General features: G+C 67.9%; 18 protein-coding genes, 2 tRNA genes and 2 pseudogenes (1 of these 22 running past the window's edge). 11 read left to right on the top strand and 11 right to left on the bottom strand.

The annotated features are described in order from the left end of the window. The first annotated feature begins 329 nt into the window (after nucleotides 1-329). Entirely contained in the window at nucleotides 330-2,441 is a 2,112-nt protein-coding gene (locus ABT057_RS22635; RefSeq protein ID WP_352345376.1) for a LamG domain-containing protein, read from the top strand. Between the two features lie 504 nt (nucleotides 2,442-2,945). Here the strand turns inward: ABT057_RS22635 and ABT057_RS22640 are convergent. Beyond that, the gene (locus ABT057_RS22640; RefSeq protein WP_352345170.1) at nucleotides 2,946-3,392 is read right to left on the bottom strand and encodes a hypothetical protein; all 447 of its coding nucleotides are present in this window, start codon (nucleotides 3,390-3,392) and stop codon (nucleotides 2,946-2,948) included. Between the two features lie 281 nt (nucleotides 3,393-3,673). Here ABT057_RS22640 and ABT057_RS22645 point away from each other — a divergent pair, with 281 nt between their 5' ends. Continuing rightward, on the top strand, nucleotides 3,674-5,959 hold the full coding sequence (locus ABT057_RS22645) for a DUF3376 domain-containing protein (RefSeq protein WP_352345172.1): 2,286 nt from the start codon (nucleotides 3,674-3,676) through the stop codon (nucleotides 5,957-5,959). 59 nt (nucleotides 5,960-6,018) lie between these two features. Further along, a complete protein-coding gene (locus ABT057_RS22650; protein ID WP_352345378.1) occupies nucleotides 6,019-6,174 on the top strand; it encodes an HPr family phosphocarrier protein in 156 nt (51 codons plus the stop codon). 511 nt (nucleotides 6,175-6,685) lie between these two features. Here the strand turns inward: ABT057_RS22650 and ABT057_RS22655 are convergent. Together ABT057_RS22655 and ABT057_RS22660 are read right to left on the bottom strand one after the other, a co-directional pair. Beyond that, entirely contained in the window at nucleotides 6,686-8,107 is a 1,422-nt protein-coding gene (locus ABT057_RS22655) for an RIP homotypic interaction motif-containing protein (RefSeq protein WP_352345174.1), read from the bottom strand. Between the two features lie 9 nt (nucleotides 8,108-8,116). Beyond that, on the bottom strand, nucleotides 8,117-8,464 hold the full coding sequence (locus ABT057_RS22660; RefSeq protein ID WP_352345176.1) for a hypothetical protein: 348 nt from the start codon (nucleotides 8,462-8,464) through the stop codon (nucleotides 8,117-8,119). A gap of 456 nt (nucleotides 8,465-8,920) precedes the next feature. Here ABT057_RS22660 and ABT057_RS22665 point away from each other — a divergent pair, with 456 nt between their 5' ends. From ABT057_RS22665 to ABT057_RS22675, 3 genes are read left to right on the top strand one after another with little or no spacing between them, the layout of a single operon-like run. Next, nucleotides 8,921-10,123 (top strand): CHAT domain-containing protein, encoded by a 1,203-nt coding sequence (locus ABT057_RS22665; RefSeq protein WP_352345178.1) that lies wholly within the window; start codon nucleotides 8,921-8,923, stop codon nucleotides 10,121-10,123. A gap of 12 nt (nucleotides 10,124-10,135) precedes the next feature. Next, complete coding sequence (locus ABT057_RS22670) at nucleotides 10,136-10,642, top strand: hypothetical protein (protein WP_352345180.1); 507 nt, start codon at nucleotides 10,136-10,138, stop codon at nucleotides 10,640-10,642. Nucleotides 10,643-10,645: 3 nt separating this feature from the next. Next, the gene (locus ABT057_RS22675; RefSeq protein ID WP_352345182.1) at nucleotides 10,646-12,166 is read left to right on the top strand and encodes a hypothetical protein; all 1,521 of its coding nucleotides are present in this window, start codon (nucleotides 10,646-10,648) and stop codon (nucleotides 12,164-12,166) included. Here the strand turns inward: ABT057_RS22675 and ABT057_RS22680 are convergent. Further along, the gene (locus tag ABT057_RS22680) at nucleotides 12,116-13,738 is read right to left on the bottom strand and encodes a hypothetical protein (RefSeq protein WP_352345184.1); all 1,623 of its coding nucleotides are present in this window, start codon (nucleotides 13,736-13,738) and stop codon (nucleotides 12,116-12,118) included. The genes ABT057_RS22675 and ABT057_RS22680 overlap by 51 nt on opposite strands. Nucleotides 13,739-13,835: 97 nt before the next feature. On the opposite strand from ABT057_RS22680, the gene ABT057_RS22685 reads away from it, so the two are divergent. The 3 genes and pseudogenes from ABT057_RS22685 to ABT057_RS22695 form a co-directional block, all read left to right on the top strand. Beyond that, nucleotides 13,836-15,758 (top strand): hypothetical protein, encoded by a 1,923-nt coding sequence (locus tag ABT057_RS22685; protein ID WP_352345186.1) that lies wholly within the window; start codon nucleotides 13,836-13,838, stop codon nucleotides 15,756-15,758. A 272-nt stretch (nucleotides 15,759-16,030) separates the two neighbouring features. Continuing rightward, nucleotides 16,031-16,747: a hypothetical protein gene (locus ABT057_RS22690; protein ID WP_352345188.1), complete on the top strand. Its 717-nt coding sequence runs from the start codon at nucleotides 16,031-16,033 to the stop codon at nucleotides 16,745-16,747. A gap of 393 nt (nucleotides 16,748-17,140) precedes the next feature. Further along, nucleotides 17,141-17,350: pseudogene (locus tag ABT057_RS22695) on the top strand (PIN domain-containing protein); the annotation flags it as partial. Between the two features lie 825 nt (nucleotides 17,351-18,175). Here the strand turns inward: ABT057_RS22695 and ABT057_RS22700 are convergent. The 3 genes from ABT057_RS22700 to ABT057_RS22710 form a co-directional block, all read right to left on the bottom strand. Continuing rightward, nucleotides 18,176-19,591 (bottom strand): phytoene desaturase family protein, encoded by a 1,416-nt coding sequence (locus tag ABT057_RS22700; protein WP_352345192.1) that lies wholly within the window; start codon nucleotides 19,589-19,591, stop codon nucleotides 18,176-18,178. Nucleotides 19,592-19,628: 37 nt separating this feature from the next. Then, entirely contained in the window at nucleotides 19,629-21,440 is a 1,812-nt protein-coding gene (locus ABT057_RS22705; protein ID WP_352345194.1) for a DUF3556 domain-containing protein, read from the bottom strand. 104 nt (nucleotides 21,441-21,544) lie between these two features. Continuing rightward, nucleotides 21,545-23,008, bottom strand: a complete 1,464-nt coding sequence (locus tag ABT057_RS22710) for a class I adenylate-forming enzyme family protein (protein WP_352345196.1) — start codon at nucleotides 23,006-23,008, stop codon at nucleotides 21,545-21,547. 217 nt (nucleotides 23,009-23,225) lie between these two features. On the opposite strand from ABT057_RS22710, the gene ABT057_RS22715 reads away from it, so the two are divergent. Together ABT057_RS22715 and ABT057_RS22720 are read left to right on the top strand one after the other, a co-directional pair. Continuing rightward, the gene (locus ABT057_RS22715; RefSeq protein WP_352345198.1) at nucleotides 23,226-24,464 is read left to right on the top strand and encodes an RsbRD N-terminal domain-containing protein; all 1,239 of its coding nucleotides are present in this window, start codon (nucleotides 23,226-23,228) and stop codon (nucleotides 24,462-24,464) included. Between the two features lie 139 nt (nucleotides 24,465-24,603). Next, nucleotides 24,604-24,738 (top strand): annotated as a pseudogene (locus ABT057_RS22720) (NADPH-dependent FMN reductase); the annotation flags it as partial. 553 nt (nucleotides 24,739-25,291) lie between these two features. On the opposite strand, the gene ABT057_RS22725 reads toward ABT057_RS22720, so the two are convergent. The 4 genes from ABT057_RS22725 to ABT057_RS22740 form a co-directional block, all read right to left on the bottom strand. Continuing rightward, nucleotides 25,292-25,699, bottom strand: a complete 408-nt coding sequence (locus ABT057_RS22725) for a PIN domain nuclease (protein ID WP_352345200.1) — start codon at nucleotides 25,697-25,699, stop codon at nucleotides 25,292-25,294. Next, on the bottom strand, nucleotides 25,696-25,929 hold the full coding sequence (locus ABT057_RS22730; RefSeq protein WP_352345202.1) for a type II toxin-antitoxin system VapB family antitoxin: 234 nt from the start codon (nucleotides 25,927-25,929) through the stop codon (nucleotides 25,696-25,698). Before ABT057_RS22730 ends, ABT057_RS22725 begins: the two co-directional genes overlap by 4 nt. 328 nt (nucleotides 25,930-26,257) lie before the next feature. Next, nucleotides 26,258-26,334: transfer RNA gene (locus ABT057_RS22735), tRNA-Ile, on the bottom strand. A 179-nt stretch (nucleotides 26,335-26,513) separates the two neighbouring features. Further along, a tRNA-Asn gene (locus ABT057_RS22740) sits at nucleotides 26,514-26,570 on the bottom strand (it continues 116 nt past the right edge of the window).

The following is a 26,570-nucleotide window of genomic DNA, read 5'->3' on the forward strand; positions in this document are numbered from 1 at the left end:
CGGATGGCCGCGCATACCTGGTTCAGGGACCCTCTCCCCAGCTGAGGAGAGGGGCTCGGAACCATGCGCAGCGGATTTCCTTTCCAACGAGATGATGGTCGAACACGAACTGCAACCGCACTTCCGTGCCCCTGCCGAGCCTCCCCGGCCTTGTTGGTTGTTCTGCTTCGACGACACCGAAGTTCTGGAACAGGTCGGCCAGGAAACCCTTTCCGTGCTGTCAGTGGTCTCTGTTAGCTTCGGGCGCTCGTGTGATCCACGAGCATCAAGCACTAACAGGGGAGGGCCACTTGACCAGGTTCAGAAGGACAGGCAGACGCAGACGCACGGTGGTGGGGAGCTGTGCGGCGGCGCTGTTGGCCACGGCTGCCGGGACGGCGTACGCGGTGGACAACCTGCCGCCGAATCAGCCGCTTGTCCAAGACCTCCAGTCGGGAGGCAAGGCATGCGCGACTGGTGACGACACGCCATACGTTTCGACGCCGCCCAGGCTCAGTGCAGTGCTGTACGACCCGGAGGAGGACAACCAGCCCTCCGAATCCAGCCCGGTCAGTGGCGAGTTCGAAGCCTGGTGGACGGACGCGGCCGGAGTGGAACAGCAGCGTACCTACACCACCATCAGTCTTTCCTCGGGGTCACGCCAGTACTGGACGATGCCGAACGACATCCCGGCGAACACCGTCATCTCCTGGCATGTCCGCGCGAACGACGGCAAGGCGACCTCCGCGTGGAGCGACGAGGGCGACGGCTCGGTCTGCTCGTTCGTGTACGACGACGTGAGCCCGGAGAAGGCGACGATCACCTCTCCCGAATACCCCAACCCGGAGGACGTGTTCTGGGTGGACGGAGTGGGCGTCTACGGCCACTTCACCATGGACTCGCCCTCCGACGACGTGGTGTCGTACACGTACGGCTTCCTGGGCGGCCCTTACGGAACCGTCTCCGCGGAGCGGCCGGGCGCGGCCGTGACCATTCCGTACCTGCCGCTCTCCGCGGGACCCAAGTCGCTGACGGTCCGCGCGATCGACCGGTCGGGCCGAAGCAGCGGGGAGTCCCGTTACGACTTCAACGTCAAGGCCGGCCGTGCTCCCGTCGCCCGCTGGAAGCTGGACGACCCGGCGGACTCCCGCTCGGCCGCCGCCGAGACCGGCACCCCCGCCCGTGCCGGGACCGGTGTGACCTTCGGCGGCCCGGTGCCCGCGGGCACCACCACCAGCGCCACAGTCAGTCTCGACGGCAGCGGCCAGGGCTTCCTCACCCCGGACGCCCCGGCGACCGACATCCGTAAGACCTTCGCGGTGAGTGCGTGGGTACGGCCCGCCGAAACCGACCGGAACATGACCGTCGTCAGCCAGGATGCCGACGAGGCACCCGGCTTCGACCTCGGGCTGCGCCACCAGGACTCCGGGCCCGCCTGGTCGTTCGCGATCGGCGGTGCGCAGGTGTCCGGCGGCGCCCCCGAGACCGGCGAGTGGGCCCATCTGCTGGGGCTGTACGACGCCGAGACCGGAAAGGCGCGGCTGTACGTCAACGGCCACGAGGCCGGGACCGCGGCCGACGCGACTCCCGCCGAGGCGGCCGGCGCTTTCCAGATCGGGCGCGCCCTCGGGGCCGACGGCTATCGGGACCCGTGGCACGGGGACATCGGCGACGTACAGGTTCACGACCGGGTCGTGGTGCCGGACGAGGTTGCCGAACTGTCGTACCGCAAGCCGAAGCTGCTCGACCACTGGTCTCTGGAGAACGCGACGGACGGCGTGAGCCCCGAGCAGTCGGACGGCGCGCCGCTGCGGCTCGGCACGGGGGCTTCGATCTACCGGGGCTCCGACAGTTCCTGTATCCCGGACATCGACCCGGACTGCACCTACGTACCGCCGGTACTCGTCGGCGACGGGCATCTGCTGCTGGACGGCGAGAGCGGGTACGCCGCCGCCGACGGGCCCGTCGTGGACACCGGGGACAGTTTCACTGTCGGCGTCGTCGTACGCCTCGCGGACTACGCGCCCGCCCACCCGATGACCGTGCTCTCGCAGGCCGGCGAGCACACCGACGCCTTCAAGGTGCGCTACGAGCCGTCCACGCACACCTGGCAACTGGTGATGCCGGAGAAGGACGAGGCCGGAGCCCCCGAGAAGGTGGTGTCCCAGATCGCGGGCGCGGACGGAGGCGAGGGCCTGGGCCATCGCCTCGCCGTGGTCTACGACGACGCCACCGACACGATCAAGCTCTACCTCGACGGCTACACCAACGCCCAGGCGACCGCGAGCCTCCCCAACGGCCGGCACAGCACCGGTGCCCTCCAGATCGGCAGAGCCAGGTCCGACGACGGCTGGGGCGAGTACCTGCATGGCGACGTGGACGAGGTGCAGGCCTACTCCGGCGCGCTGAGGGACGGCGACGTCTCCGGCCTGGGGCGGGGTACGGATCCTTGTCTGTGCTGAGACGTCATCCGCTTATCGATCACGGGGCTGGCCTGGTCGAACAGGGTTCCTGATCGAGTGATCGCATGAGGGCCGATGCATGACAGCAGGGCCTCTTGGTAGTTCGGGGTTGCGAACCAAACCGATCACCAGGAGGCCCTGTTGCCGCAGTCTTTCGCGTCCGCGTGTGTGGAGTCCAACTCGGCGTCCCTGTCGTGTGACTGCCTCGCGCACAGGTTCGGCAACGCGGCGGACGGGCCGGACCGCATCCCGAGGGCTCCGACATGACGGAGGCGGAGTGGCGGGTGGTGCGGCCGTTGCTGCCGGTTCCGGCCTGGCTGTTGGCCGGCATCGTCTCGTAGTCACGCACCAGGTGACGCAGCCCCTCCACCTAGCCGGGACGACCTCCAGCCCCAGGACTGCGGCCAGTTGCTGGCAGCGCATGCCCTCCCGGCCGGCTTCCAAACCAACGTCACGCCTGCCGCAGCAACGAGCTCGACGACCACGCGGGTGAAACAGCTGTTGTCAGAAGACCACGGCATCTGGGTGCTTCAGGCGACGTTGCCGCAGTACTCGGATGGGAAACGCCCATAGCCAGACGGCGCTGGCCAGCCCAGCAGCGATCACCCCGATGAGGTCGTGCCACCAGGCATCGCCCCCACCCAGCGGGTATACCTCGTCACCACCCGTGTCGACGGCGGGAGCGGCTTGACCGATCGCAAGGTCCGGGCTTCCGAACTTGCTGATCCGCGTACGCCTGTCGCTGCCGTCTGTAGACAGGAAGGTGCCGACTTCGTTGCATCCGTTGTGGCTGCAGAGGATGTCCGTCGCTGTCCAGCGACCATGTTGCCCGTGACCGTCGTGCGCGGACAGGGCCGGGATCATCAAGCCAATCAGGGCCACGAAGACCACTACTGCGCCTGGGCCGGCGATGTAACGCCACCAGAAGCTCCGCCAGCCCGGAAAGTACACGCCGCGCACTTTACGCGTTGGCCTGGGATATGTAACAGGGTCCCGTGGGACGAGGTAGGCAGCTCGCCGCAACAAGATCGTTCACGCAACTGTGGTCAGAGCCTTGGTGATGCCCAGGATGGGGAGTGCTCGTTTGGGCTCGTCGCGGATTGCCCGGGTGGCCTTGGCGATGTTGTCGGCTCCGAGTGCGGTCAGGCGTTCAGGCGGTGTCTGATGCGGGCCGACCCCATTTGGTCTCGGGTAAAGCGCCCGAACAGCCTCGGCGCGCCATCATGACAATTATGGAAATAGCCGATGACGAGGTCCGCCTTGCGCTCGTGATGAATGGGGGCGTCAGCCTCGCGGTCTGGATGGGCGGAGTCACGCACGAGATCGATCTGCTGCGGCGGGCCTCCGATCCAGCAGTGTCCCTCACTTCAGTCCGCGAAAAAGACCAGCCGGTCTTCAAAGCGTGGCGTGGTGCATGCGACGGTTCGTTGGGGGCGCGGCGCCGTGTCATTGTCGATGTGGTGTCAGGTACCAGCGCCGGCGGGCTGAATGGGACTCTGCTCGCCACAGCCGTCGCGCGAGGAACCGCATTGGATCCGGCCCCCGCCGACCCCGGCGCAGGCACGGCACTGCCCAGGCTCAAGAACATCTGGCGCGAAGACGCCGCTCTGGAGTTCGACAAGCTCCTGCCTCGGCCAGGTACGAGACCACGTCCGTCGATTCTCGATGGTGCATTCTTCGCCGAGGCTGTGAAGGAGGTCATGGAGAGCATTGAGCAGATGCCCGCCGACGGCGACCGGCCACCGATCACTTTGTTCGTCACGGCCACCTCACTGGGGCAAGCCGCACAGACTTACAAGGATGCGTTCGGCAACTCGATGGCCTGCCCTGATCACCGCCGCGTCTACCGCTTTGAGAAGCGAACCGGTCAGTACACCTACCGGGTCGATCTCGCGGGAAATGTGCCGTGGGAGAACGCGTTCGAGCTGAAGTCCCGTGATGACTTCAATCCGACCACCGGGTATTCGAACGCACTTGCTTCAGCTGCACGAGCCTCCGCTTCCTACCCCCTGGCATTCGCACCGGTCCCCGAGTCGCAGATTCCCGCCCCACTGCGGGTACAAGGGGTCGGCGAATCCTCGTGGGTCATGGACGGCGGCGTCTTGGACAACGCGCCCTTCGGGCCTGTCCTGGAGACTATCGCCAGTCGCGAGCTTTCCGGCCGCGTACGACGCCTGCTGGCATACGTAGTGCCCTCTCCCGGTGCCCTCAGCCACCCCTCAGAGGGGGATGCCCCACCCCTGTGGACCCAGGTCCTGGGCTCAGCGATCGGACTCCCGCCGGAAGCGGACCTGCGGGCAGACGTGGAGGCCATTCAGTCGCTGCTCAGCCAAGCGGACGGGCTCGCCGGCGACAGCACAGAGTTCTTCGCCTCCCTGCTCAGCAGCCCTGCCCTGGGCGAGCAGACTCGGACGACGGCCGAGTTGCTCCTGCCCACCTATCGAGGGGCGCGAATCATCGGTGCCATCTTCGAGGCTCGCCGACTGGTCACAACCGCGTCTCTGGGCCCCACACCAACCGCACAGATTGTCGAAGACCTAGGCAATACGGTTCCTCTATGGGTGCCGGAAGCAGGAGCGAGCGGCCTGGCAGAGGACGTGTGGCACTGGGGGGTGACCGGAGCTGAGCGGACAGTTCGCTTGTTCCTTCGCGACCTGCGGAAACGTCTGGATGAGGCGCCCGGAGAGACGAAGCCAGCCGCTGGCCTCGCGAATCTGACCACCGTTTGGCTCCCACGAATCGACGCTGTGAAGCGGGCTTTCATGGAACGCCTGCAGGCAGAACTCCAGGGGGACGGAGATGTTCCGGCTAAGGATATTACGGCCTTCATCAACAGCGTGCTCGAAGAGCTCCAGGTTCGTCAGGCACTGGCCTGGCTCGTAGGCCGCGCCACGGCTACCTATTGTGAGGCGGTCACACCCGGACTTGACCAAAGCGAGGTCCTGCAACGCGCTTTGAACGTCGAAGTGATCTCCCGAGCCTTCCAAGCTCGGTCGCCGTCACGCGCCATCGCGCCGTTCGAATTTCTTCGGCTCGGTCCTGATGTGGAGACACCTGTGCTCGGCAAGCCGCTGAGTGACCGGATTATGGAGCGGCCCGAACGCAAGCTCTACGGCACACAGCTGGCGCACTTCGCCGCCTTCGGGGATCCTGGCTGGCGGGATTGGGACTGGCTCGTCGGTCGTCTGGATGCCGTCGCCCACCTCGGCCGTGCGCTGGGCATGAACGAAGCCTGGGTACAGGAGACGCAAATGGCGGTTCTGGGGAGTGAGAACGTCAGCCTCAAGGACCTGTCGACAGGCATGGGAGCAATGCTGGACGTAACCTTGCCCGAACTCCTCGAGAAACTACGGAGCCTGCCCGCGAACCGCGGGCGGGACCTCGTTCGCAACCTCGTGGACTCGGCTGCGGACGGACTCGCCCACCTGAAGAACCCGCCTGCTCTGCGGGTGCCCGCCCGTATCCTTGCCCATGCCCGCAGACCGCTACGGTTGTGGCTACGGTTCAAGGGGTTCTGACGAATCAGTGCGTGATTTGAAGCTGCGCAGCTGAGGGGGTTCATTGGCTCACCATCGAGCTGGACCACAAAGGCAAGACCATCAACCCCACCGGCGTGCTCGGTGTAATGGGGTTGGGCGCCACCGCCGGAAACACCGTGACCGTACGGGCTACCGGCCCCGACGCACACGACGCCGTCGCGGCACTGGCCGACATCCTGGCGAACGCAGAATGACCTCTGCCGGTCAGGAGACACCGCGTGCAGCCTCTCGCCGAGCACGCTCCGATCCCCCCGCAGCGGATCACCCTTCCAACGCGCAGAGCTCCGCCCCGGAAGTGGGGACGGAGCCTCTATGGCCAGCATTGTTTTGTCCAAGACTCAGGCGGGCCGACCTTCACGGACACCCTGCGACCGCCCTAGTTCACGCGCCTGTCCGTGGCGGGCGATCTGCCTCATTGGGGGATGGGCGACGCGGTCGGCGATCTCGAAACGCTCCGCTGCGATGTTATGCGCCACACGCAGAACCCGTAAGCCCTCTGGCAGCCAGCTACGCGGCCGTACACCGACATCCCCGACCGTTCCCGAACCATCGGCATGACCTGGACCTTGGGACGCAATCCGTCCCCTGCACGTAGGACGTGCCCTCCGCCTGGACCGACAGAGCACCTCAGCCATCGTCCCAAGTCAGGAAGGCGCTTTCGCCTTTACGCCTCAACGGCCGGCGCACTTGAGCGAAACGGCGAGGTCAGAACCAACCCCCTCCAAGCCCGGGGGAAGACAACCCATCCCCTGCGTCCGCTACGGGTGAGCCCATCGCGTTCAAGTCCGCGGCCCCGTCCAGATGCGGCGCGTCCGATGTCGTCGCCACGCTCGCATCGTCGTCGAGCCGATCCATCTCCACCCTGACGACTCGACGCCCAATACGAGCGCGTTCGGCGGCAATCGACGGCATGCGGGGTAGCGGGTGGACTTCCTCGGAGCGGACCACGTGGTTTTCCCGGCCAAAAGCCATGCCCTCGGCGCCCGTCACGATGGTCGTGTTGGGTCCCTGGATCACCTTGCCGGGTTCGGTGAAATGAACGCCGTACGAGCGCAGGGCCAGCTCGACCTCCCTGTGCAGGGCGTCGCCCGGGCCGGGTTCCGCACGACCGATCATTATGTCCACGAGTGCGCCGGCGACGGCCGGGTTCTCCCTGAGCAACGTGGTCTCGCTGAGCTTCGGCCGCTTGCAGACATAGGCGAATTCGGCAGTCTGCCGCGAGTGGTCCCCGATCTGCACCCCCTCGCAATCCCGGACGACCACAATGCTTCCGGTGTCCGGTTCGCACAGCGAGTCCAAGACCCTTTCACCGGGGGTTATCCGCGCTCCTGCAGGGCCCTTCACACGCTCTACCCGCCTCAGTTCCAGCGCCTTCGATCCGAAGAACTCCCAGCGACGACACAGTTGACTCATCACCCGGTCGCGCAGTTCGCTGTTCTCCGGATCGAGCGCCAGCTCCTCGAGGGCCTGCTGAACGTCGGAACGTCGCAGCACGGGAGTGAAGTCCAGCTGAGCCTCCAGCTCGCACCGGAAATGCAGGAACTGCCAATTGTGGTCTCCGATTTGGACGGCACGGCAACCGATCACCAACACCGTCGGAAGTGGGGCCGAAGTCCCTTCCTCCTCGACCCGAGTGGGGACCTCTTCATGGGCCCTGACGGTCGAGGCGGCGATAACCTGCGCGGGGTGCCGGGAGGGACGCATGCCTGCTCCGAAGACGTCGTCTTCGGTTTGTGCCGACGAGCTGCGGCCCTCGTCCTCGACCATTGCCTCCGACCCACGACGGGCGGTCGTCCGGGACGTGAGCCGGAGCTGGCCCTGCGCCATCAGCGCCGGAACTCCGAGAACCGACCGTACGGCGGCGGCGGCGCGCCTCCGCACCTTCACACCGTCGACGCGCGCAGTTCGGCGCCGGACAACCATGTGCCGGACTGCCCGGGCTCCGCACTTCACAAGGACACCCGTGAAAAGTGACGCGACGACGCAGCCCACCACGACACCGATGTTCACGAGGCTCTCCGTCAGCGCGCCCAGCACGACATGCCGTACACGGTTGGTGACGACGAGAAGCCAAGCGCCGATGCACACCACCATGACCGTCTTCGATACCCGGCCCTCTATGCGCATGCCCGCACGTCAGCTCTGCGCAGTGCTCTGAACGGGCGCCGCATTGATCGTCCCGGAGGTGTGGTCACCGATCCCCAGTATGATGCTGTTGTCCACAGTCACCGCATACTTCCCCCCCGAGGACGCGAGCGGGTCCGTCCCGCCCACCGCATGTACGGAGCCGTCGACTTGCAGCACCGGCCCCGTTCCCTGAGCCGGCTCGCCGTCTGCCGGACCGCCCGCCTCGGGACCCTGCTGCTCGTCCGCATTCCGCTGGTCTCGCCGGAACCAGCCTGCGACCACCCCGCTCACCCCCGTCTGCATTCCTGCGGCCACCCCCGCAATGACCGCCGCTGCGACGATCGCCACCAGATCCACGGCTCTCCCCCATCGGTCGACCGGAGCCCAAGAGAGCCGTACCCAACTCATCGGCCCACCAAGAGTGGTGATGCTCATCAATCGGGCATCAGAGACTATTCCGGGCACCTTCCGCTGCCAGGATGCTCATCCGTCATGCGATGACGACGCCCGGCATCGGTTTTGCCCCGGACATCGCGGTCCCCGGCATCAGACGTGCCCCAGGGAGGCGAGCGACCGGCCAGAGCGATCCGCACAACGACAACCGACCGAAACGCGCAAATCGTTCCCACCCCGCACCGTCCAACCCCCTCCCCTCCGGGCCGCGCCGGCAGGACAGATCCGGAAAAGAGCCCGCATGACGGGGCGGGAGTCGGAATGATGAGAGCAAGCGTTCCGCCGATGGACGCACGCGCGCCGTCACGTCGGGCAACGCGGGGGAGGACGCACGTGACCCGGACACGGGGAAGAATGCTCTTGGCTGAGTACTTTCTGACGGAGAGTCATGCCGTTGTCGTGATCGCCGGTCCGGAGGACTCCGAGCCCGAGCTGGTCATGGTGCCGCACCCCCTGGCCCGGATACGGGCTCTCGTGGCCGAGCTCACCGAGATGCTCGAGTCGGCGCCCCGGCGGTCCGAGGCGCTGAAGGAGGCTTCGAGGCTGTTGGCCGATCCGCTGCTCTCCGACCTGGTCGAGCCCGTCGCGGACCGGCTGACGCCGGGCGACCGCGTGTGGCTGGTCCCGCACGACGCGCTGCACCGGGTCCCGCTGCACGCCGTCGGCTCTGCACTGGCCGAGCATTCCGTCGCCTACGCCCCAAGCGCCTCGGTGCTGCGGCACTGTCGGGACAACCGGGGCGGCGCGCGACGGCGGGCCCTGGTCGTCGCCGACCCGCCCGGCGGGCCGGCGTTGACGTTCGGTTCCGCGCAGGCGGAGCTGCTCACCGGTCTGTTCAAGACGGAGAACCTCACCGGCAAGGACGCCGTCAGCGGCGCGCTGGTCCGCCATGTCGGCCCGGCCGACATCCTGCACATCAGCGCGCACGGCGTTTTCGACGCGACCGCTCCGATGCGCTCGGGTGTGAAGCTTGCCGACGGACTGTTCACCGCCGAGCGTTTCCTCAAGCTCAAGCTGTCAGGCACCCTCGTCGTGCTGGCCGCGTGCCGGACAGGCGTCGCCGCGGTCCGGCCGGGCGACGAACTGCTCGGCCTTGTCTATTCCTTGCTGCACGCGGGTGCGCCCGCCGTCTTGGTCAGCCTCTGGACGGTCGACGAGCTGGCGACCACCGTCCTGTTCGGCCACTTCTACGACCGTCTGGCATCGGGTGAACACGCCATCGACGCCCTCCGATGGGCCCAGGACCGGCTTCGCGCGACGACTGCGGACGACGTCCTGGCCTACCTGGCGTCCCTCGCGCCGCTGGTGACCGGCCATGTCGAGGCTCGGCTGCTGGTCGCCGAGGCGCGGATCCGGCTGATGGCCAGCGACTTCGACGGAGCAATCGCCGCCTGCGACAGGGCCCTCAGGACGGTTACCGAACCGACTGCTCAGCGGAACGCCCAGGGGATCAGGGCGCGGGCGTTGACGCACCGCGGCCGGTCGGCGCCGAAGCTCGGCAAGCCTGTCTACGCGCACCCGTACTACTGGGCCGCTTTCGTACTCATCGGCGACTGGCACTAGGAAAGGAACGGCATGAGGACCGCCGCGGAGCTGATGGCGACCGTCTACCGGACGGCGACGATGGAGGACGCTCCGGACAGCGCACCCGACACGGTCATCGTGGTCGACGGCGCCGGGCGTCACCGCTGGGTGGTCGGTCCCGCCGGCTGTGGGCCCGCGGTGGAGATCGGCCCGGACGCCCCGGTCAACGCGCTCTCCGCGGTGCCCGGCGTGCTCGAACTCATCAACGACGGGCTGCCGGCCGTGCTCGTCGTCGACGAGGGACGGCTGATCGGGCTGCTGGACGCGCCACTGATCAAGACCGAACTCCTGCGGGCGCTGGAGGAGGACGGCGACGCCATCGGCACCGTCATGGACGGTGACTGGGAGCTGTACGGGGAGCCCGTGGCGCCCGTCGAGCCGGTCCGGGTCAGGTGCCAGGTCTGCGGAACGGTCGCCGAGGTGGACGAGATCCCGGTCTCCAAGATGCTGTGCCCCGGCGAACCGAGTCATCTGCTCATCGACTCCCGGACGGGATGACGGATGGGCGGGCTCCTCGACGGCTCCGTCGCCCTTCTCGACCGGCGGCAGCTCACCTCCGTATGGCTGCCCCTGACGGCGTTCCTCGCCGCACTCGGCACGGTCGCCGCGGTCGGAGCAGGCTGGGGGAAAACACTGGCCTGGTGGAACGGGCTCACCGGGGAGACCCTGGGGCTCGTCGTCCTCGGACTGGTGCTGCTCACGGTGCTGGCGGGCCAGCTCCTCACCGTCGTGCGGCCCGCCCTGGTCCGCTGTTACGCAGGCCACTGGCCAAACCTGCGCATGCTGAGCCCACTGTGTACGGCACTGCGCGCCCGGCATCTGGCGGCGCAACGTGCCCGGCCCGGGAACGAGGAGCTGTTCCTCACGTATCCGCGCACAGCGAAGGAGACCCTGCCGACCCGCCTGGGCAATGTCCTGCGCGCGGCGGAGGAGCACGGCGAACGGTACGGGCTGGACGCGAGGAGGGTGTGGCCGAGGCTCTACACCGTTCTGCCGGATCCCTTCCTGGTGTCATTCGCCCAGGCCGCGACCGCCATGCAGACGGGGGTGATGGTCAGTTTCCTCGGTGCGGTGTTCGCCGTCGTCGGCGGGGCCCTGGCCGTCGCGGTCCTGCCGGGCGCCGGTGCCGCGTACTGCGTCTGGGGCGGTGCCCTGGTCTCGGTCTTGGGCTACCGCTGGGCCGTCCGGGCCGCCCGGCCCTACGCGCAACTCGTCCGCGCCGCCTTCGACGTACACCGATTCCTGTTGATCGAGGCGATGCGGCTGCGCCTGCCGACCAGCCCCGCCGAGGAAAGCGCCCAATGGAAGCAGCTCACCAAACTCTGGTACAGGGGTGGCCCCGACTGGGACCGGATCCAGGACCTGCGCTATCCCACGGCCCAAGAGCCGTGGTCCGGGCCCGACCCGGACGGCGAGGTACGCGTCCCGCCGGCCGATCCGGTCACGGCCCCCCTCCCGGCGCCCGCCGCACCGCCCGCCACTCCCCCGCCGCCCGTCCCGTCCCGCCCCGAGTCCGGGCCGGTCGCCCCCGGCGCGGCGCATACGGGGCGGACGCTGCCCGTCCGGTCGCTGCTGACCGGTGTGGTCATCCTCGCCGGGGCGGCCGCGGCGGGTGTGGGGCCCGTACAGGGGACGGACGAGGCGGTCCACGCGGCGCGTGACCTTCCGGCGTTCCATGTGCTGGTCGCGGCCGACCTGTCGGGCGGACAGGCGGAACGGCTCAGCGGGCGCTACACGGTGAGACCGGTGGACAGGGGTGCGCCGCTACGGCCGTCCGAACTGGGCCCGAGACTCGGCAAGGCACTGACGGGCCGGGTGGCTCTGCTGGTGCCGGTCAGGGCGGTCGGTGTGCGGCGCGGGCAGGCGGTGAGCCTCCACACCGTGAAGGGCACCGTCAGCGGGCTGGCACTGGACGTACCGGACAGGAAATCCCTCATCGTCGCCGTTCCCTCCGCCGATCTCGACACGTTGTCACGAGGCCTCGACTCGGGGCCCGTCCGCCTCCTGCTGCCAGTGGGCTGACAGGGCATGCAGAACGTTGCGGAACCGGTGGTCCACCGCGTCCCACGCAGGTTCCGGCAACTGGGAGTCGATCCTCGCGCGTTGCCGCCGAGCGTCCTCGGTGCGGCCCAGCACCCCGGCCAGCAGGTGGGCCGCCCCGGCACGGCAGACGCCCTCCTCGGCACGCATGCCGAGCGCCTTGTACCGGTCGGCGGCCTCGCACCACTCGCGCAGGGCGTCCTCCCATTCCTCGGCGTAGGTCAGCACGATCGCCGTCGTGAGGACGAGCTCGGCCTCGACCACCTTTCGCTCCCGTCCCAGCGGTTCCTCGGGGACGCGCGGAGCGATCTCGTTGTCCACCAGCGCGAGTGCCTGGGTGGCCAGGGCGGTCCAGCGCAACGCCGCCCGACCGGTCAACGGCCTCATCAGCTCGGGATTCTTGTCCACGCACGTGCTCTGGCCCGGTACGAATCCACCGCGCGCCGCGTACACCGCTATGCCGAGGTACCGCCGGACCAGCCCGAAGTCCGTCATACCGGGATGGCGCACGAACCCGTCGTACAGCCACGAGCCGAGAAACGCCAGCCGGCGTTCCTCCCGCTGCTGGATCATCCACGCCGCGAACCGGTCGACGACCCGTGCCACCACCGGCGGCTCGACGCAGCAGGCGACGCCCGTCTCGGCCAGCAGCAGCGGCAGCAGAGCGGCCGCCGTTCCGGCCCCGGGATGGAACACCGCGACCGCCCAGAACGGGAAGAGCCAGACCACGGTCAACGCCCCCAGCCGCCACGGCCAGAGCGCGCGGATCCCGAACACCACACCGCAGATCAGTGCTCCGCCCTGCCAGCCCGTCAGGAACCCGGTCTGCGACCAGTGGGAGGCGAACCAGCCGCCCATGGGCCCGGCCGCCGCCACCACCGCCGCCAGGTTGCCGAACACCATGATCAACCGTTGGGTCCGACGGCCCCAACGATGCTCGTGTGCCACGGCCTTGTCGCGTATGAAGATTTGAGTGGACAGCGCCGCGGCGCACGCCGCGAGGAGCAAGCCGTCACGTTCCGGGGCGGCCACCCCCGCCATCGGCGCGGCGGCCGTGAACAGCGTGACAAGGCACCAGAATCGGTCTGCCAGCGATGGCGGCCGGATGTACAGGCCGTACTGAGAGATCCGGGCGAACTTCGCCACCGGGGACCGCCACCACTCGATCGGAAGATGCACCAGGCGTATCCCGTAACCGACGAGCACCGAGAGTGCGGCCCAGAGCAGTTGCTCCCGGCCCGATCCCAGGATCCCCGCGACCACCACTCCGCACGCCGCCTCCGGCCGGCCGGCCAGGCCGACGACCGCACCGGCCGTGACCGACACAGGCCAGGGCAGATCGCGCCCCAGCCAGGCAAGAGCGAACCCCGCGACGGCGAACAACAGGGAAACCACCGCCGACCGCATGTCAGGGGCAGCGGGTACGCCCGCGATCTCCTCGAACGCCGCCTGTACTCTGCCGCGTCTGCGCCGGCGAACGCTGCGTTCCGTCTTCACACAGAGGTACCCGAGCACGGCGATACCCAGGGCCGGCCAGCCCGTCGATGTCCGCACCCTCCCGATTCTGGCCCTGTACCCGTACGGGCGCGTCCTGTTGACCGAGTTTGACAATATCTCGCGCGCTGTGGCCGCATTCCTCCACGATGGCCCCATGGGTCTGTTACGCCTGCCGCTCTTGCTCTATCCCTGCTTCACCGGGCTCACCGTCCTCCTCGCCGTCACAGCGGTCGACAACGGCTCAGCCGTCCCTGCCCCACTCCTGATCGGCCCGGCGGTGATGATCGCCCTCATGATCCTGCTCGACCTCTCGTCGGCGCAGGTGCTGAGCCCCCTGGAGCGGGCCCGCAAGATCTTCTGGATGGACTTCTGGGGCATGTGCTGGGCCTTCGTGGCCGTGCCGCTAGCGTGCTCAAGCAGCCTCATGCCGTCGATCGTCGCCTTCTGGCACCGACACTCGTGGCTGGGAGAGTACGACGTCGTAGTGGCGCTGTGCCTGGTCGCCTGCCAATACCACCCACTCCCCGCCGCCGTATTCCGGATCAGGGGGCTCCAACGGCTCGCCGGCAGCCTCGACCAGACGCTCGTCCAGAAGGGCTCGGCGGTGTTCCTCACCGGGCTGTTCTCGGAAGACCGCGGCATCGCGGAGTTCGCGGCCTGGCTCGTGCTCTTCCAGCTCTGCTCCCAGCTCCACCACCTGTACATCAGTACGCACCAGCCGCTCTGGATCTTCCGCAGGTACGACGCGCACAGGTATGTCAACGGCACGCCCGACCACCGGCGCAGGGTCGCCGACCTGTGGATCGAGGAGGACGTGAGGGGGGAGACGAATCCGCGCCTCAACCTCGTGCACTCGCTCTGCGACGAGGCGATGACCGCGGCCCAGGGCCACGAACCACATCCCGGGCTGGCCCGCGCTCTCAAGGCCGAGAAACGTCCCGGGCAAGCGGCCAAGTCCTGGCTGAACGCGGCGTCGGGCCTGCTGGTGGAGGCGAAGCGCGCACTTTCCGACCCCACACCCGCCCAGCGACGCGCCCTGGACCTCGCCGAGGCCCACCTCATACGGTTCCGTCTCCACCTCGACTTCATCGTCGGCCGTCACGAACGGGCGTTGAAGGACCAGCGCAAGGTCCGTGACCTGTGGTCCCGGCACGGCCTGCACAACCTCAGCGCCAACAACCTGTGCGTGGAACTCATCGGCGCCCGCGCCGCGGGAACCAAACCGGCGGTCCCGGAACGGGCCCTGGCAGAGCTGAAGCAGCATCTCCAGCAGCCTGGGCTGGTGCCGTACGTGCGCAGCTCACTGCTCCTGCTGGCCGCCGAGTACGCCACGTTGACCGACAAATTCGAAGAGGCGGAGCAGATGCGCGCGGAGCGGCATCGGCTCGTCATCGGCTGGGCGGATTTCCGCATCCTCAACCGCGAGCAGCGGGCCGCCGGAATGCCCAGGTTCCCGGCCAGTCAGTACCGTATGACCTTCGCCGACCTGGAAGCCCTGGACGCCCGCACCCGGGGGCAGGGCCCGTTGCGGGACGATGCCACCCGGCCGCCGAGGATCATCCTGTCCAACCTGCCCGGCGGCCGGGCCGGACAGCAGGCCGCGACGGGGATGCGGCTGTGGCTCGACGGCAAGCCCACCGCGGCCGCCGATGCGCTGAACGAAGCCGCCGCCCTCCTCCAGCGCGACGGCTTCAACACCGACGCGTTCAACGTCCTCCTCCAACTCGCCACCGCTCAGCGCGCCATCGACCCGCCCGCCGCCTACGAGACCTACACCCGGGCCCTGCAGCTCCAGCAGCGCCTGCGCTCGGGCATCGTCAACGTCGACCTCCGCCTCGCCACCGGTGCCACCACCGAACACCTCGCCCGCACCCTGACCGATCTCCTCCTGCGCATCCACCCCGCTCCGGCCCCGCCGGCCCTCACGGCCTTCGAGCTCTCCGAACTCTCCCGCTCCCGCACCCTCCTCGACCAACTGGGCACCCGAACCACCCGCCCCATCGACTACCCGGCCCTCCGAAACCTCCTGGCCGAAGCCACCACGCAACTGACTGCCACCCCGCAGAAGTCGCGGTAGCGCCCGCGCAGGTGGGGCGGGCGGGACTCCCAAACGGCTTGTGACGCGGCGGCACTTCTGCCACTGACTGCGGAGGGTGTGTGACAGGCTCGACAGCTAGGCGGCGGCCTGTTCTTCGTAAGGTGCCCAGCTGTGGCCCTCACCGCCGTCCCATTCGCCGGAGGCGATGGTCAGCAGCGGGCGGCTGTTCGCCCTCGCCTTCGCCGCGACGCGAGCGGGATTCCGTCGCGCCGGTTCCTGACATCCCCGCCGCCCGCCAGGAACGGCTTCCCATGAGCAACAAGATCGCGCTGGTCACCGGGGCTTCATCGGGCATCGGTGAGAGCACCGACGGCCGATACGGCACCGCCATCGCCGCCTGCCCCGGAAGTACGCGCGGTGGTTTCGCCCTCGCCCAGGAGAACGACGCCTGGGCCCTCAGCATCAGTGGCTCGTTCGGTGCGGTCCCGTCGATGGACGACGACGGCATGGCCGCATGGGCGGCAGAGCTGGACTGCCAGGATGTCGCCACGCTCCTGCGCACCTCTGCCCCGCTCGGCGACCCGGTGAAGATGCGCTACCCGGCAAGCACCCGGTGGCGCTACGACCGGATGACTCGTTTCCCGGCCGGCTTCCTGGTCACCGGCGACGCGATGCGCTCGTTCAGTCCGATCTACGGCCAGGGCATGACCGTGGCCGCACTGGAGGCGACCATCCTCGGCCGCCTGCTGAAAGACGGCACCGAAGACGTGGCTGACCAGTTCTTCACCGAGTCGGCAGCTGTCCTCGACGTGCCGTGGGCCACGGTCGCTGTCAATGATCTGCGCTTCCCGGACGCCGTCGGCGACCGATCCGCACTCGACCCGGAACCGGGCGCCTACCTGGACCGCCTGCGCGCCGCCGCAGTCGCGGATCCGGTACTGGCCACCGCGTTTCTCCGGGTCACCCAACTGATGGACTCACCAGCGGCCCTCTTCAAGCCGGAAATCGCCGCGCGCGTCCCGGCCTGAGATTCGGAACTGACCACCAAGGAGTCGGAGGAGTGCTCGTGCGTGGTCAACTCGAAGATTTGGAAGGCTGGAGCTTCCGGTCCATGTGAGCCCGGGCGGAGCGGTCCGGGGCCGGTCGATCGCAGACCAGGCCGAGCGGATGGTCGGATGGCTGAAGACAGTGGCAGGAGAGTTCGCGATACCGGACCTGTATGTCGTGGACCGCGACGACTGGGATGCGGTGGCGTCCACCACGCTCAGCAGCTTCGCGGACCTGCTCGTTTCCCACGAGATCGGGCACTACCTCCACCCGGTGGGCGAGGGGGCGGACCCGACATCGTCTGGCTGCGGGAGATGCTCACGAATCTGGCGTTGCTGCCTGAAGGCGGCCCTCGACGCCCACCACGCCTGGTCCCCATGCCCGACGGCGTCTACCGACGCTCCCGCATCATCCAGGAACAGCTGACCGCCAAGGGAGAACACCGCAGCACGGGCCCCGTCGACCTGCTGGTGGCCGCAGCCTCGGAAGAGGCGGGACTCATCCTCCTCCACGACGACCGCGACTTCGAAACCATCGCCCGCACGACAGGCCAGCCGGTCCGCACGATCGACCTCAAGCAGTAGAGCTCGCGCGGCACCGACGAGCACCGAGTTTCTGACCGACCCGGGCCGCCTGGCGGTCGGTCCGCGGTGGCCTGGGCCGTCTCCCGACACCCGAGGTCACCGGGCAGCATTCCGGCTCCTCGTGTCCAGCCAGCGTCCAGAATGCGACGTCCAGACGCTTGCACAGCCCACCCACGACGCCGTCCTCCAGCCGTGAGCTGATACGTCTGCGCAGGTCAGAGTGACCTCAACTAACGCTGATGGCAGCGGAGTCGAACTCACGAGCAACGGATTCAGCCCCGCGGCCCAAACTCCTGAATCCACACGCCTGATGAGACGTTTCCGCAGGTCAAATGCCTGCACAGGTGGGGCGGGTGGGACTCGAACCCACGGCCGACGGATTATGAGTCCTTTGAGGATGTTGGCGGCCCTTGTCGATCAATGCTCATCCTGGCCGTTTTTCCCAGGTCAGACGCGTTTTGATGCCTCAGTCCTTCTCGGCGCTTGCTGGTCTTTGCCGATCCTTGTGTCCAACCTGCGTCCAGAACACGTCCCTGAAGGACGAGCCCAGCTGGGTGGCGAGACGATCGCCCCCGCTCGGGCGCAAGTCTTTGACTCGCACGCAGCGGATTCGCTTACCGCGTGCAGAGGCTTCACCCTCGCAGCGGCTCTTTCGATGGATTGCCGAGACGTAGGGCCACGCAGGCCCTGCATAGGGCAGCCGGCCGGCCACCGAAGCCGTCCGCCTCGCTCGAGTGCGAGCACCAGCCGTGGATCCACGGCAACCTCGATGGCGCGGATGCCGGCTACCCAGCAGGTACTCGTCGACACAAGGGGCGTCGGTGATCAACCACCCAGGTGGCGCAGTGCTCGTTCGGCGGCATGGGCGCCGCACATTCCGTGTGCGCCGGGGCCGGGTGGGGTGGCCGCGGAACACAGGTAGTGGCCGGGGACCCCGGTGTCGTAGGGCTGCAGCGTGGGGCGTGGGCCGAGTACGAGCTGGGGGATGTCTTTGGCACCGGTCATGATGTTGCCGCCGACGTAGTTGGGGTTGTACTCGGCGAAGCCGGGCGTGGTGCGTACTGCGGTGCCGATGATCCGGTCGCGGAAGCCGGGGGCGAATCGCTCGATCTGCGCGATGATCGCCGCGGTCGCGTCACCGGTGTAGCCGTTCGGGACATGGGCGTAGGACCACACGGGGTGGACGTCGCCGACGGACCGCGACGGGTCGGCCAGGTACTGCTGCCCGACCAGGACGAACGGTCTCTCGGGCATCCGTCCGGCATGGATATCCCGCTCGGTAGCCGCGATCTCGGCGTACGTGCCGCCGACGTGCACGGTCCCGGCCTGCCGCGCCGGCTCGGCCTGCCACGGGACTCCGCCCTCGACGGCGAAGTCGACCTTGAACGCGCCCGGGCCGTAGCGGTAGCGCCGGTAGGCGCGGGCGATCCGTGTCGGCAGCAGTTCGCCGAGGATGTCTGCCAGGGCCGTGGGCGCCACGTCCCATACGGTCGCGTCCGCGGGCGGAAGCTGGGCGACCGACCGCACGTGTACCCCCGTCTCGATCTTTCCGCCGAGGTCGAGCAGAAGTGCCGCCATGGCGTCGGTGATGCGTCGTGAGCCTCCCTCGGCCACCGCCCAGCCGTGGCGGTGGCCCGCGGTGAGGATGCCCAGCCCGATGCTCGCGCTGAGCGGTCGCTCCAGTGGGTGGAAGGCGTGCGCGGCGACTCCGCCCCACAGTGCTCTGGCCTCTTCGGTCCTGAAGGCCTTCGCCAGCAGCGACGCGGGGGCGAGTGCCGGTATGCCGAAGCGGGCGAGGCGGACAGGATGCCGGGGAAGGCGCATGAGGGGGCCCATGATGTCGTCGGCGATGGCGTCGTACGCCTCCGAGGGCCCCTCGAACAGTCGGCGCCAGACCCGTCCGTCGGCGCCGAGACCGGCCGCGGTCTCGGTCACCGAACGGTGCAGCACCCCGGCCGAGCCGCCGTCCTGGGGATGCACGCAGTCGATCTCCGGCCACGCCCACCGCAACCCGTAGCGGTCGAGGCCGAGTTCGTTCAGGAACGACGAGCCGACGGCCATGGGGTGGACGGCCGAACAGCGGTCGTGCAGCAGACCGGGCACGATCGCCTCACCGGAGCGGGTGCCGCCGCCGATCTGGTCGGCCGCCTCCAGCACCGTGACCTGTACGCCTGCCCGGGCCAGGACGACGGCCGCGGCCAGACCGTTGGGCCCGGCGCCCACCACGGTCGCTGTGCTCATGTGGCTCTGCCTTTCCGGAAGGTGTTCTGTCCGTGCCCTACGGTGCCAGTCCCTCCGCGACACGAGGGCATGCCGCCGATGCCGTGGGCGTCCCTTCGCGGGTGAAGGTGACGTTCAGCGGGATCGGGCCGTTCGGGAGCCATGGTTGTTCCTTCACCGCGTCGGCGACCTTCCATGTGCCCCGCTCGATCACACCGAGGGCGGCGTCGATCACCTGGTAGCTCTGAGTTCCGCGATGGATGGGCTGTGACTCGACCCAGACGACGATCCACTCTCCGGGAGCGAATCCGATCCGGGCCTGCACGGCGTCGATGAGGTCGATGTTGTGCAGATGGCCGTCGCCGAAGTTGAATCCGATCAGCGAGTTGCAGCCGAACTCCGCCTCGCGCACGGTCCGTCGGTCGAGATCGGGGAGGTTCTTCAGCAGCACCGAGAACAGGCCACGGCCCTGGCTGTGCATGGATCGCCAGGCGATCGTCTGCTGCATGGTGATCTCGGCGACTGCCGGCGGGTACCCCATCGCCTGGAGCTGGTCGACCTGGTTCTTCGTCGGGCGGTGCGGCAGCGAGTTCAGCTTCTCCTCCGCGCCGGGCGCGAATACCCACAGTGCGGAGGCCCAGTTGCCCGCGTACTGCCGCATCGAAGGCAGGAACGACACCAGGTCGGGGCGCAGGTTGCCGAGGACCGGGAAGAACAGCAGTCCGGCTGCGAGGGCGGCGGCCAGCCAAGGAGAGGACATGTCGCCGACGCCGTAGCCGTCCTGGGCCGGGAAACCGAGGAACAGGAAGACCGAGAGGTACGCGAACAACAGGTTCCACTCCAGCGGCACGGCCAGCGGAAACGTGGAGACGATGAAGAAGTGGAAGACGACCATCAGCACCACCGCTGCGAGCGTGAGTCGATGGTTCGTGGAGAACAGCAGCATCAGCGGGGTGACGATCTCCACGGTCGAACCGCCGACGTGTGCCATGAAGGTCGCGACCTTCGACGGGCGGATGTCGCGGGGGAAGTCGCGGTAGTGCAGCCGCTTGACCCATTTCGCCGGGACGCACGGACTGTTGGAGACCATCGGTGATACGACATGGGTGAAGTGCCGCCCGAACTTCGACACCCCGGCGCCGACCCAGACCACGCAGATCAGCAGCTTGGCCGCGATGATCATGTCGGTGAACGGCAGTACGGCGAAGAACAGCAACGCCGGCAGATACTGCTCACCCCTGGCAGCCAGGAAGATCGTCTTGTCCCGCAGGCCGTTCAGCACATACAGAACGATCGGCACCACCAGCAGAGCCGGGCGCACCAGCCCGGAGGTGTTGTGCGGCAGTGCCTCGGTGAGCGAGGCGCTCGGAGTGCCGGGCATCAGGACGGCCGACAGCAGGGACCCCAGGAAGGCCAGATAGAGAAGGACGTCGCCCACCGTGCGGCGGTCCCCGCGCGTGAACGGCACCCGCTTCCACGGCCGCAGCCGGATGGTGCCCGGCCTGGCCCAGAACAGGATCCCGCCGGTCATCGGCTTGAACTTGCCGGCGATCGGGCCCCAGGAGCCCGCGACACCGACGGCTTCCAGAAACACCGTCCAGAGCACCAGCTTCTGGTAGACGACCGGTTCGTCCCACCAGTGCGTGACGTCCCAGAAGGGGCCGGTGCCCGAGGTCCAGGTCGCCAAGGCCGTACCGCCGAGGACGTAGAGGACGAGGACCTTGACGACGTAGGTCGCCGGAATCATCTTCGGTGTGCCGAAGCCGTATTCCACCCAGTGCAGGGACAGCGCCTTCAGCCGCTCCCGAAGCGGTTTATCCAGAAATGTAACCTGCTCGACGGGAGGAAAGTCGCCCGTTTTGAAGCCCATTGCCGCCACCTTTCCCTACGGATTCTCATTCCCTGTTCTCAGGTGCTTTTCGGGCGCACCGGACCGCACCCGCGAGAATGCCCGGGTGAATTGAGGGGTGATTTCTACGAATTCGACGTCGACGCGCGGAGGCGTCGTTTGTCGATCTTCCCCACCGGATTCCTCGGCAGCGCATCGGTGACTGTGACCGCCACCGGCACCTTGATCCGGGCCAGCGAGCCGCGGCAGTGTTCGACGAGCTCGTCGGCGGTGAGCGCCGCTCCCGGCAGGAGTACGACGTGCGCGACCGGGACTTCGCCCAGCGTCGGATCGGGTGCCCCGACCACTGCCGCCTCCAGCACCGCCGGATGGGTGTGCAGGACGTTCTCGATCTCCTTGGGGTAGATGTTCTCCCCGCCTCGGATGATCATGTCCTTGATCCGGTCGACCAGGACGAGATAGCCGTCGCTGTCGAAGCGCCCGACGTCGCCGGTGTGCAGCCAGCCGTCGATGACGGTCCTGGCGGTCTCTTCCGGCAGCCCGAGGTAGCCGCGCATGACGTTCGGGCCCCGGACCACGACCTCGCCCTCCGCCCCTGGGTCCAGCAGGTTACGCTCGCCGTCCATCACCGCGACCGTCTGTCCGGGCAGTGACAGCCCGACCGTGCCGGGTTTGCGCAGGCCGGCCGGGGGGTTCAGCGTCGAGGCGCAGGTGCCCTCGGAGAGTCCGTACCCCTCGACGACCGGCACTCCGTACCGCTGCTCGAACCGGGCGATCAGCTCTGCGGGCATCGGTGCCGCCCCGCAGATGGCGCGGCGCAGCGAGGAGGTGTCGGGCCGCACGTCGTCGGCCAGCGCGACCAGCATCGCGTAGATCGCCGGCACTGCGGAGAAATAGGTGGGCCGGGCTCGTTCGACCGAGGCGAAGAAGGTCGAGGCGCTGAAGCGTCCGGCAATCGTCGTGCACCCGCCCGCCAGCAGCGGCGACAGCACGCTCACCACGATCCCGTTGACATGGAACAGCGGCAGGACCAGGAGACTGTGGTCGCTGTCGTTCAAACCGACACCGTCGATGATCATCCGGCACATCGCGGCGATGTTGGCGTGGTCGAGCATCACGCCCTTCGGGCGGCCCGTGGTCCCGCTCGTGTAGATGATCAGGGCGAGGGAGTCGGAGGTGAGCGGGACCGCGTCCGCCGGGTCCGCGTCGTCCCCGGGCTCCGCGTGCGGCACCTCGGACACGTCGAGCGTCCCGACAGGGCGGGAAGCGTTGTCGGTTATCACCGCCTTCGCTCCGGAATCCTCGATCTGATGGCGTGCCTCGGCGTCGGTAAGTCCCGGATTCACGGGTGTGACCGCGGCTCCGAGATTCCAGGCCGCGAACATGAGGACGACGAGCTCCAGGCGATTAGGCAGAATCAGCGCCACCACGTCGCCCGCACCGATTCCGCGTGTGCGCAGAAATTTCGTCGCGGCCCGCACGCGAGCGAGAAATGCCCGGTTGTCCAGCTGTTCATGATCGTCCGCAATGCAGGGCCCTGCGGGATTCCGCGCGGCCCTGACATCCGACAGTTCGGCGATGTGCTGCACGTTTCCTCACCATTGAGTCGACCGTGACGGAGGCAGTGAGGAAAAGGTAGGAACGGCGCACCCGGCCGACCATGGGCCGTCGTCCCAGCTTGGAAGGGCGGCTTTGTGCCGCCGTCACAAAGGCACAGGGTGCCGGGTACCGGGCGGGCGGGAACGACGAAGGGGAACATGGCGACGAGTCCTGTCGCGGACCCCGGGCTTCCGGTTACCGTCAGCCATGAGCACCGACATGGACGGGACCGTGCGGGATGTCGCCAAGTACATCCAGGACGATCTGGAGAGCCTCACCACCGAGATGACCTCGATGTTCGTCCACGTCATCCCCGAGTTCCGGCACGACGACGCGGTACGGCGGCTCATGGTCGCCAGCACCGCGTCGAACCTGGCGGCCATCCTCGACATGCTGAGGCTGAGCATCTCGCTCGACGACATCACCGTGCCGCCGGCCGCCGCGGAGTACGCACGCCGTTTCGCCCAGCACGACCTCTCGCTGGAGGCACTGCTGCGCGCCTACCGCCTCGGCGAACACATGTTCGTGCAGTGGGTCATGACCTATCTGCGCCGCCTGGAGCTTTCCACCGACGAGGCGCTGGCCACGACCAGCCGGATGGCGCTCCTGGTCAACAGCTACATCGACCAGGTCATCGAAGGCCTGATCGACATCTACGAGAACGAACGCAGACGGTGGGACACCCGCTCCGACGCCGCCCGCGCCGCCCAGGTCCGCGCCGTGCTCGACACGGAAGGGCTCGACCTGGTCTCGGCCGAGAAGATGCTCTCGACCTCGCTGCGCGGATGGCATCTGGCCGCCATCATCTGGGCCGAGCCCGGTACACCCGCCCCGGCCGCGGCCGGGCTCCGGGCAAGCGCGGCGATACTGGGCGCGGCAACCGGCAAGGCCCCACTGACGATCTCCACGGACGAACAGACCTGCTGGGCGTGGATCTCCTCCGCCGGAAAGCCGGTCCTCGACGTCCACCGGCTCGAAGAGGAACTGGGCAGGCACCCGGTCCTCCGCGTCGCCGTCGGTGACCCGTCTCCCGGACTCGACGGATTCCGGCAGACGTTCCGTGACGCGCAGCGTGCCCGTGACGTCGCCGCCACCGGGGCCGCCCCCGGTCGTGCGCTCTTCCTTCATGCCCAGGTCGGGCTGGCCGGCCTCCTCGTCGACCATCTCACCGATGTCAGAGCCTGGGCCGGACGCGTGCTCGGTGACCTCATGCGCGACGACGAGGCCACAGTCCGCCTGCGCGAAACCGTGCAGGTCTTCCTCGACGCACGAGGCAGCTTCACCGACGCCGCCGCAAGGATGCACGTCCACAAGAACACCGTCCACTACCGCGTGCGCAAGGCCGAGGAGATACTCGGCCACCCTCTCACCGAACACCGTCTGGACATCGAGGTGGCGCTCCTGGCCTGCGCGCAGCTCGGGCTCACCTACACGCGGGGCGCGTAACCGCATCGAGCGGGCAGCCGGATCAGGGGCTCGATCCAGCTACCCACAGCTACCCGACCGATGACACGGGACAGAGGTGATGGCGCGGGACGGCCCACCGACCGGCTACCGACCGCGCCCGCCGCATCCAGCTGGGCCATTCGCCACTTTGGCCGCCCAGCGCGGCATGCACTGGATCAGCCTGGGCCTGATGCCGGGCTGAGGATCCGCCACGGGCAGCGAGGACGACATCAACTGGCTGGGTTTCTTCACAGGTGCCGGCGCCCAGAGCAGCACCGCCCACCACCACGGTGTCGGGTAGGAGGAACCCCTTCCGATCCCCTGCGTCCTGCCAGCGTCCCGAATCAGGCGCCCAGCCACTCGCAGAGTCCCCCTGCAGCGCCTTCCCTGGCCACGCGCCAAGGCATCCGTGCAGGCCAGAACACGGGCGCGACACCAACGTGCGCTGGTGCACCTGGGCCGGCTACCGGGCCAACGCCACCCTGGCCGCCACACTCACCACGATCGCCGATCCCCTCCAGAGGCCAACGGACACGTGCATCCGCCTTCGCGAGGACGCGACATCCGGAGAATGGAGGAAGGCCGTTTCGGAGGCCGCCGGTCAGCTGTGCCTTCCCGCAGTGGATGCGCGTGCGCTGAACGGCCTCAAGTTCAGCGCGGCACTGCCGACCCGACTCGCGGAGTCGACCTTGCCGCACGACTCACGGCTTGGACGGTGCGGTGGCTGCGCTCAGAGGACAGACCAGGTTCCCAGCTCTGTTGCAATGGCTTGGGGCGTCGATCATCGAGAGGCCTGCAGACCGACAGCGTGAACTGGCTCCAGAAGATCAGACTCGTGCGTCTCGCTGCTGGACTTCCTTGAGAACTCCGGCCACCGTCGCGAAGTCGTTGTCCACGTGGAGAACAGTGTGCCCATGGTGCACAGCTGTCGCACACACCAACAGATCGATCGCCCCAGCCGCCCGATGCTGGCCTTGCTGGGTCAGTTTGTACTGGGCGGTGTCGACCCAACGCCAGGCGTTCTTCGGTACCGGAGAGAGCAAGCAGAGCGCGTCCAGTTCCTCTGCGAGCTCATCCCGATGGGACGGGCTGGTCGCCGAGTAGAGAAATTCGGCACGTGTCGGCTCGCAGAGGTGGAACACCCCGGCGGCAATGTGTCCTTCCCAGGGCCGCAATGCGCCTGGGGTGCGAAACAGGTGCCAGAGAGCCGAGGTGTCCACCAGATACGTGATCACTCGAAGGCCTCGCGTCGCGCACGCTTCTCCGCGTCATGCGCCGCCGCGGCCTGCTCGAACTCTCCACGCTCACCCCGCGCGACCAGCTTCTCCGCAGCCTCAAGCCGCTTGATCCGCGCCACGTAGTCCCGCAGGGCCGCGTTGACGGTCTCCTTCTTCGTCGTGGCACCCATGAGCCGCATGGCCTCGGCCAGCGCCTCGTCGTCGAGATCAATCTGCGTGACGGACATCGGACACCTCCAACATCCACGATGTATGTACCCAAGATACATCACCAACATTGGGTGGCCATCGATCACAAACAGCCCACACGAGGGAAGTGCGCTGGATGTCGGGGCGTTCCCATGGGCCACTTCCCGCCACGGGGCGAGCCGGCGGAGACCCGTTCGACGCCGACACGAAATACCGCATGGGCACTATGCCCGACTTGACCGGAATCGGCGTCCAGAATTTGTCCAGACGATCATGAAATCATGATCATCACGGGCGCCAGGACCCTCACACCATCGCCCCGACCAGGAAAGTACCTGGTCAGAAGGTTTCTCCTCGCGTAGCGAGTGGTGGGGCGGGTGGGACTCGAACCCACGGCCGACGGATTATGAGTCCGCTGCTCTAACCGGCTGAGCTACCGCCCCATAGCGGCGTGTCGCGTACACGTGTGCGCGCCGTCTGCCGCAGCATAGCCGCTCATACGATCTCACGCTTCGGCTGGTCGGCCTTGCATGACCATGGAGACCCCGCCGCGACCTGCGCGGTTCCCGTCGGCGTGACACCGACATGAAAAAGGACCCCTTAGGGGTCCTCGTTCACGATGCTCCCCCGACTGGACTCGAACCAGTAACCTGCCGGTTAACAGCCGGCTGCTCTGCCA

It is taken from the genome of Streptomyces sp. NPDC002588, assembly GCF_040295925.1.
Taxonomy (GTDB): Bacteria; Actinomycetota; Actinomycetes; order Streptomycetales; family Streptomycetaceae; genus Streptomyces.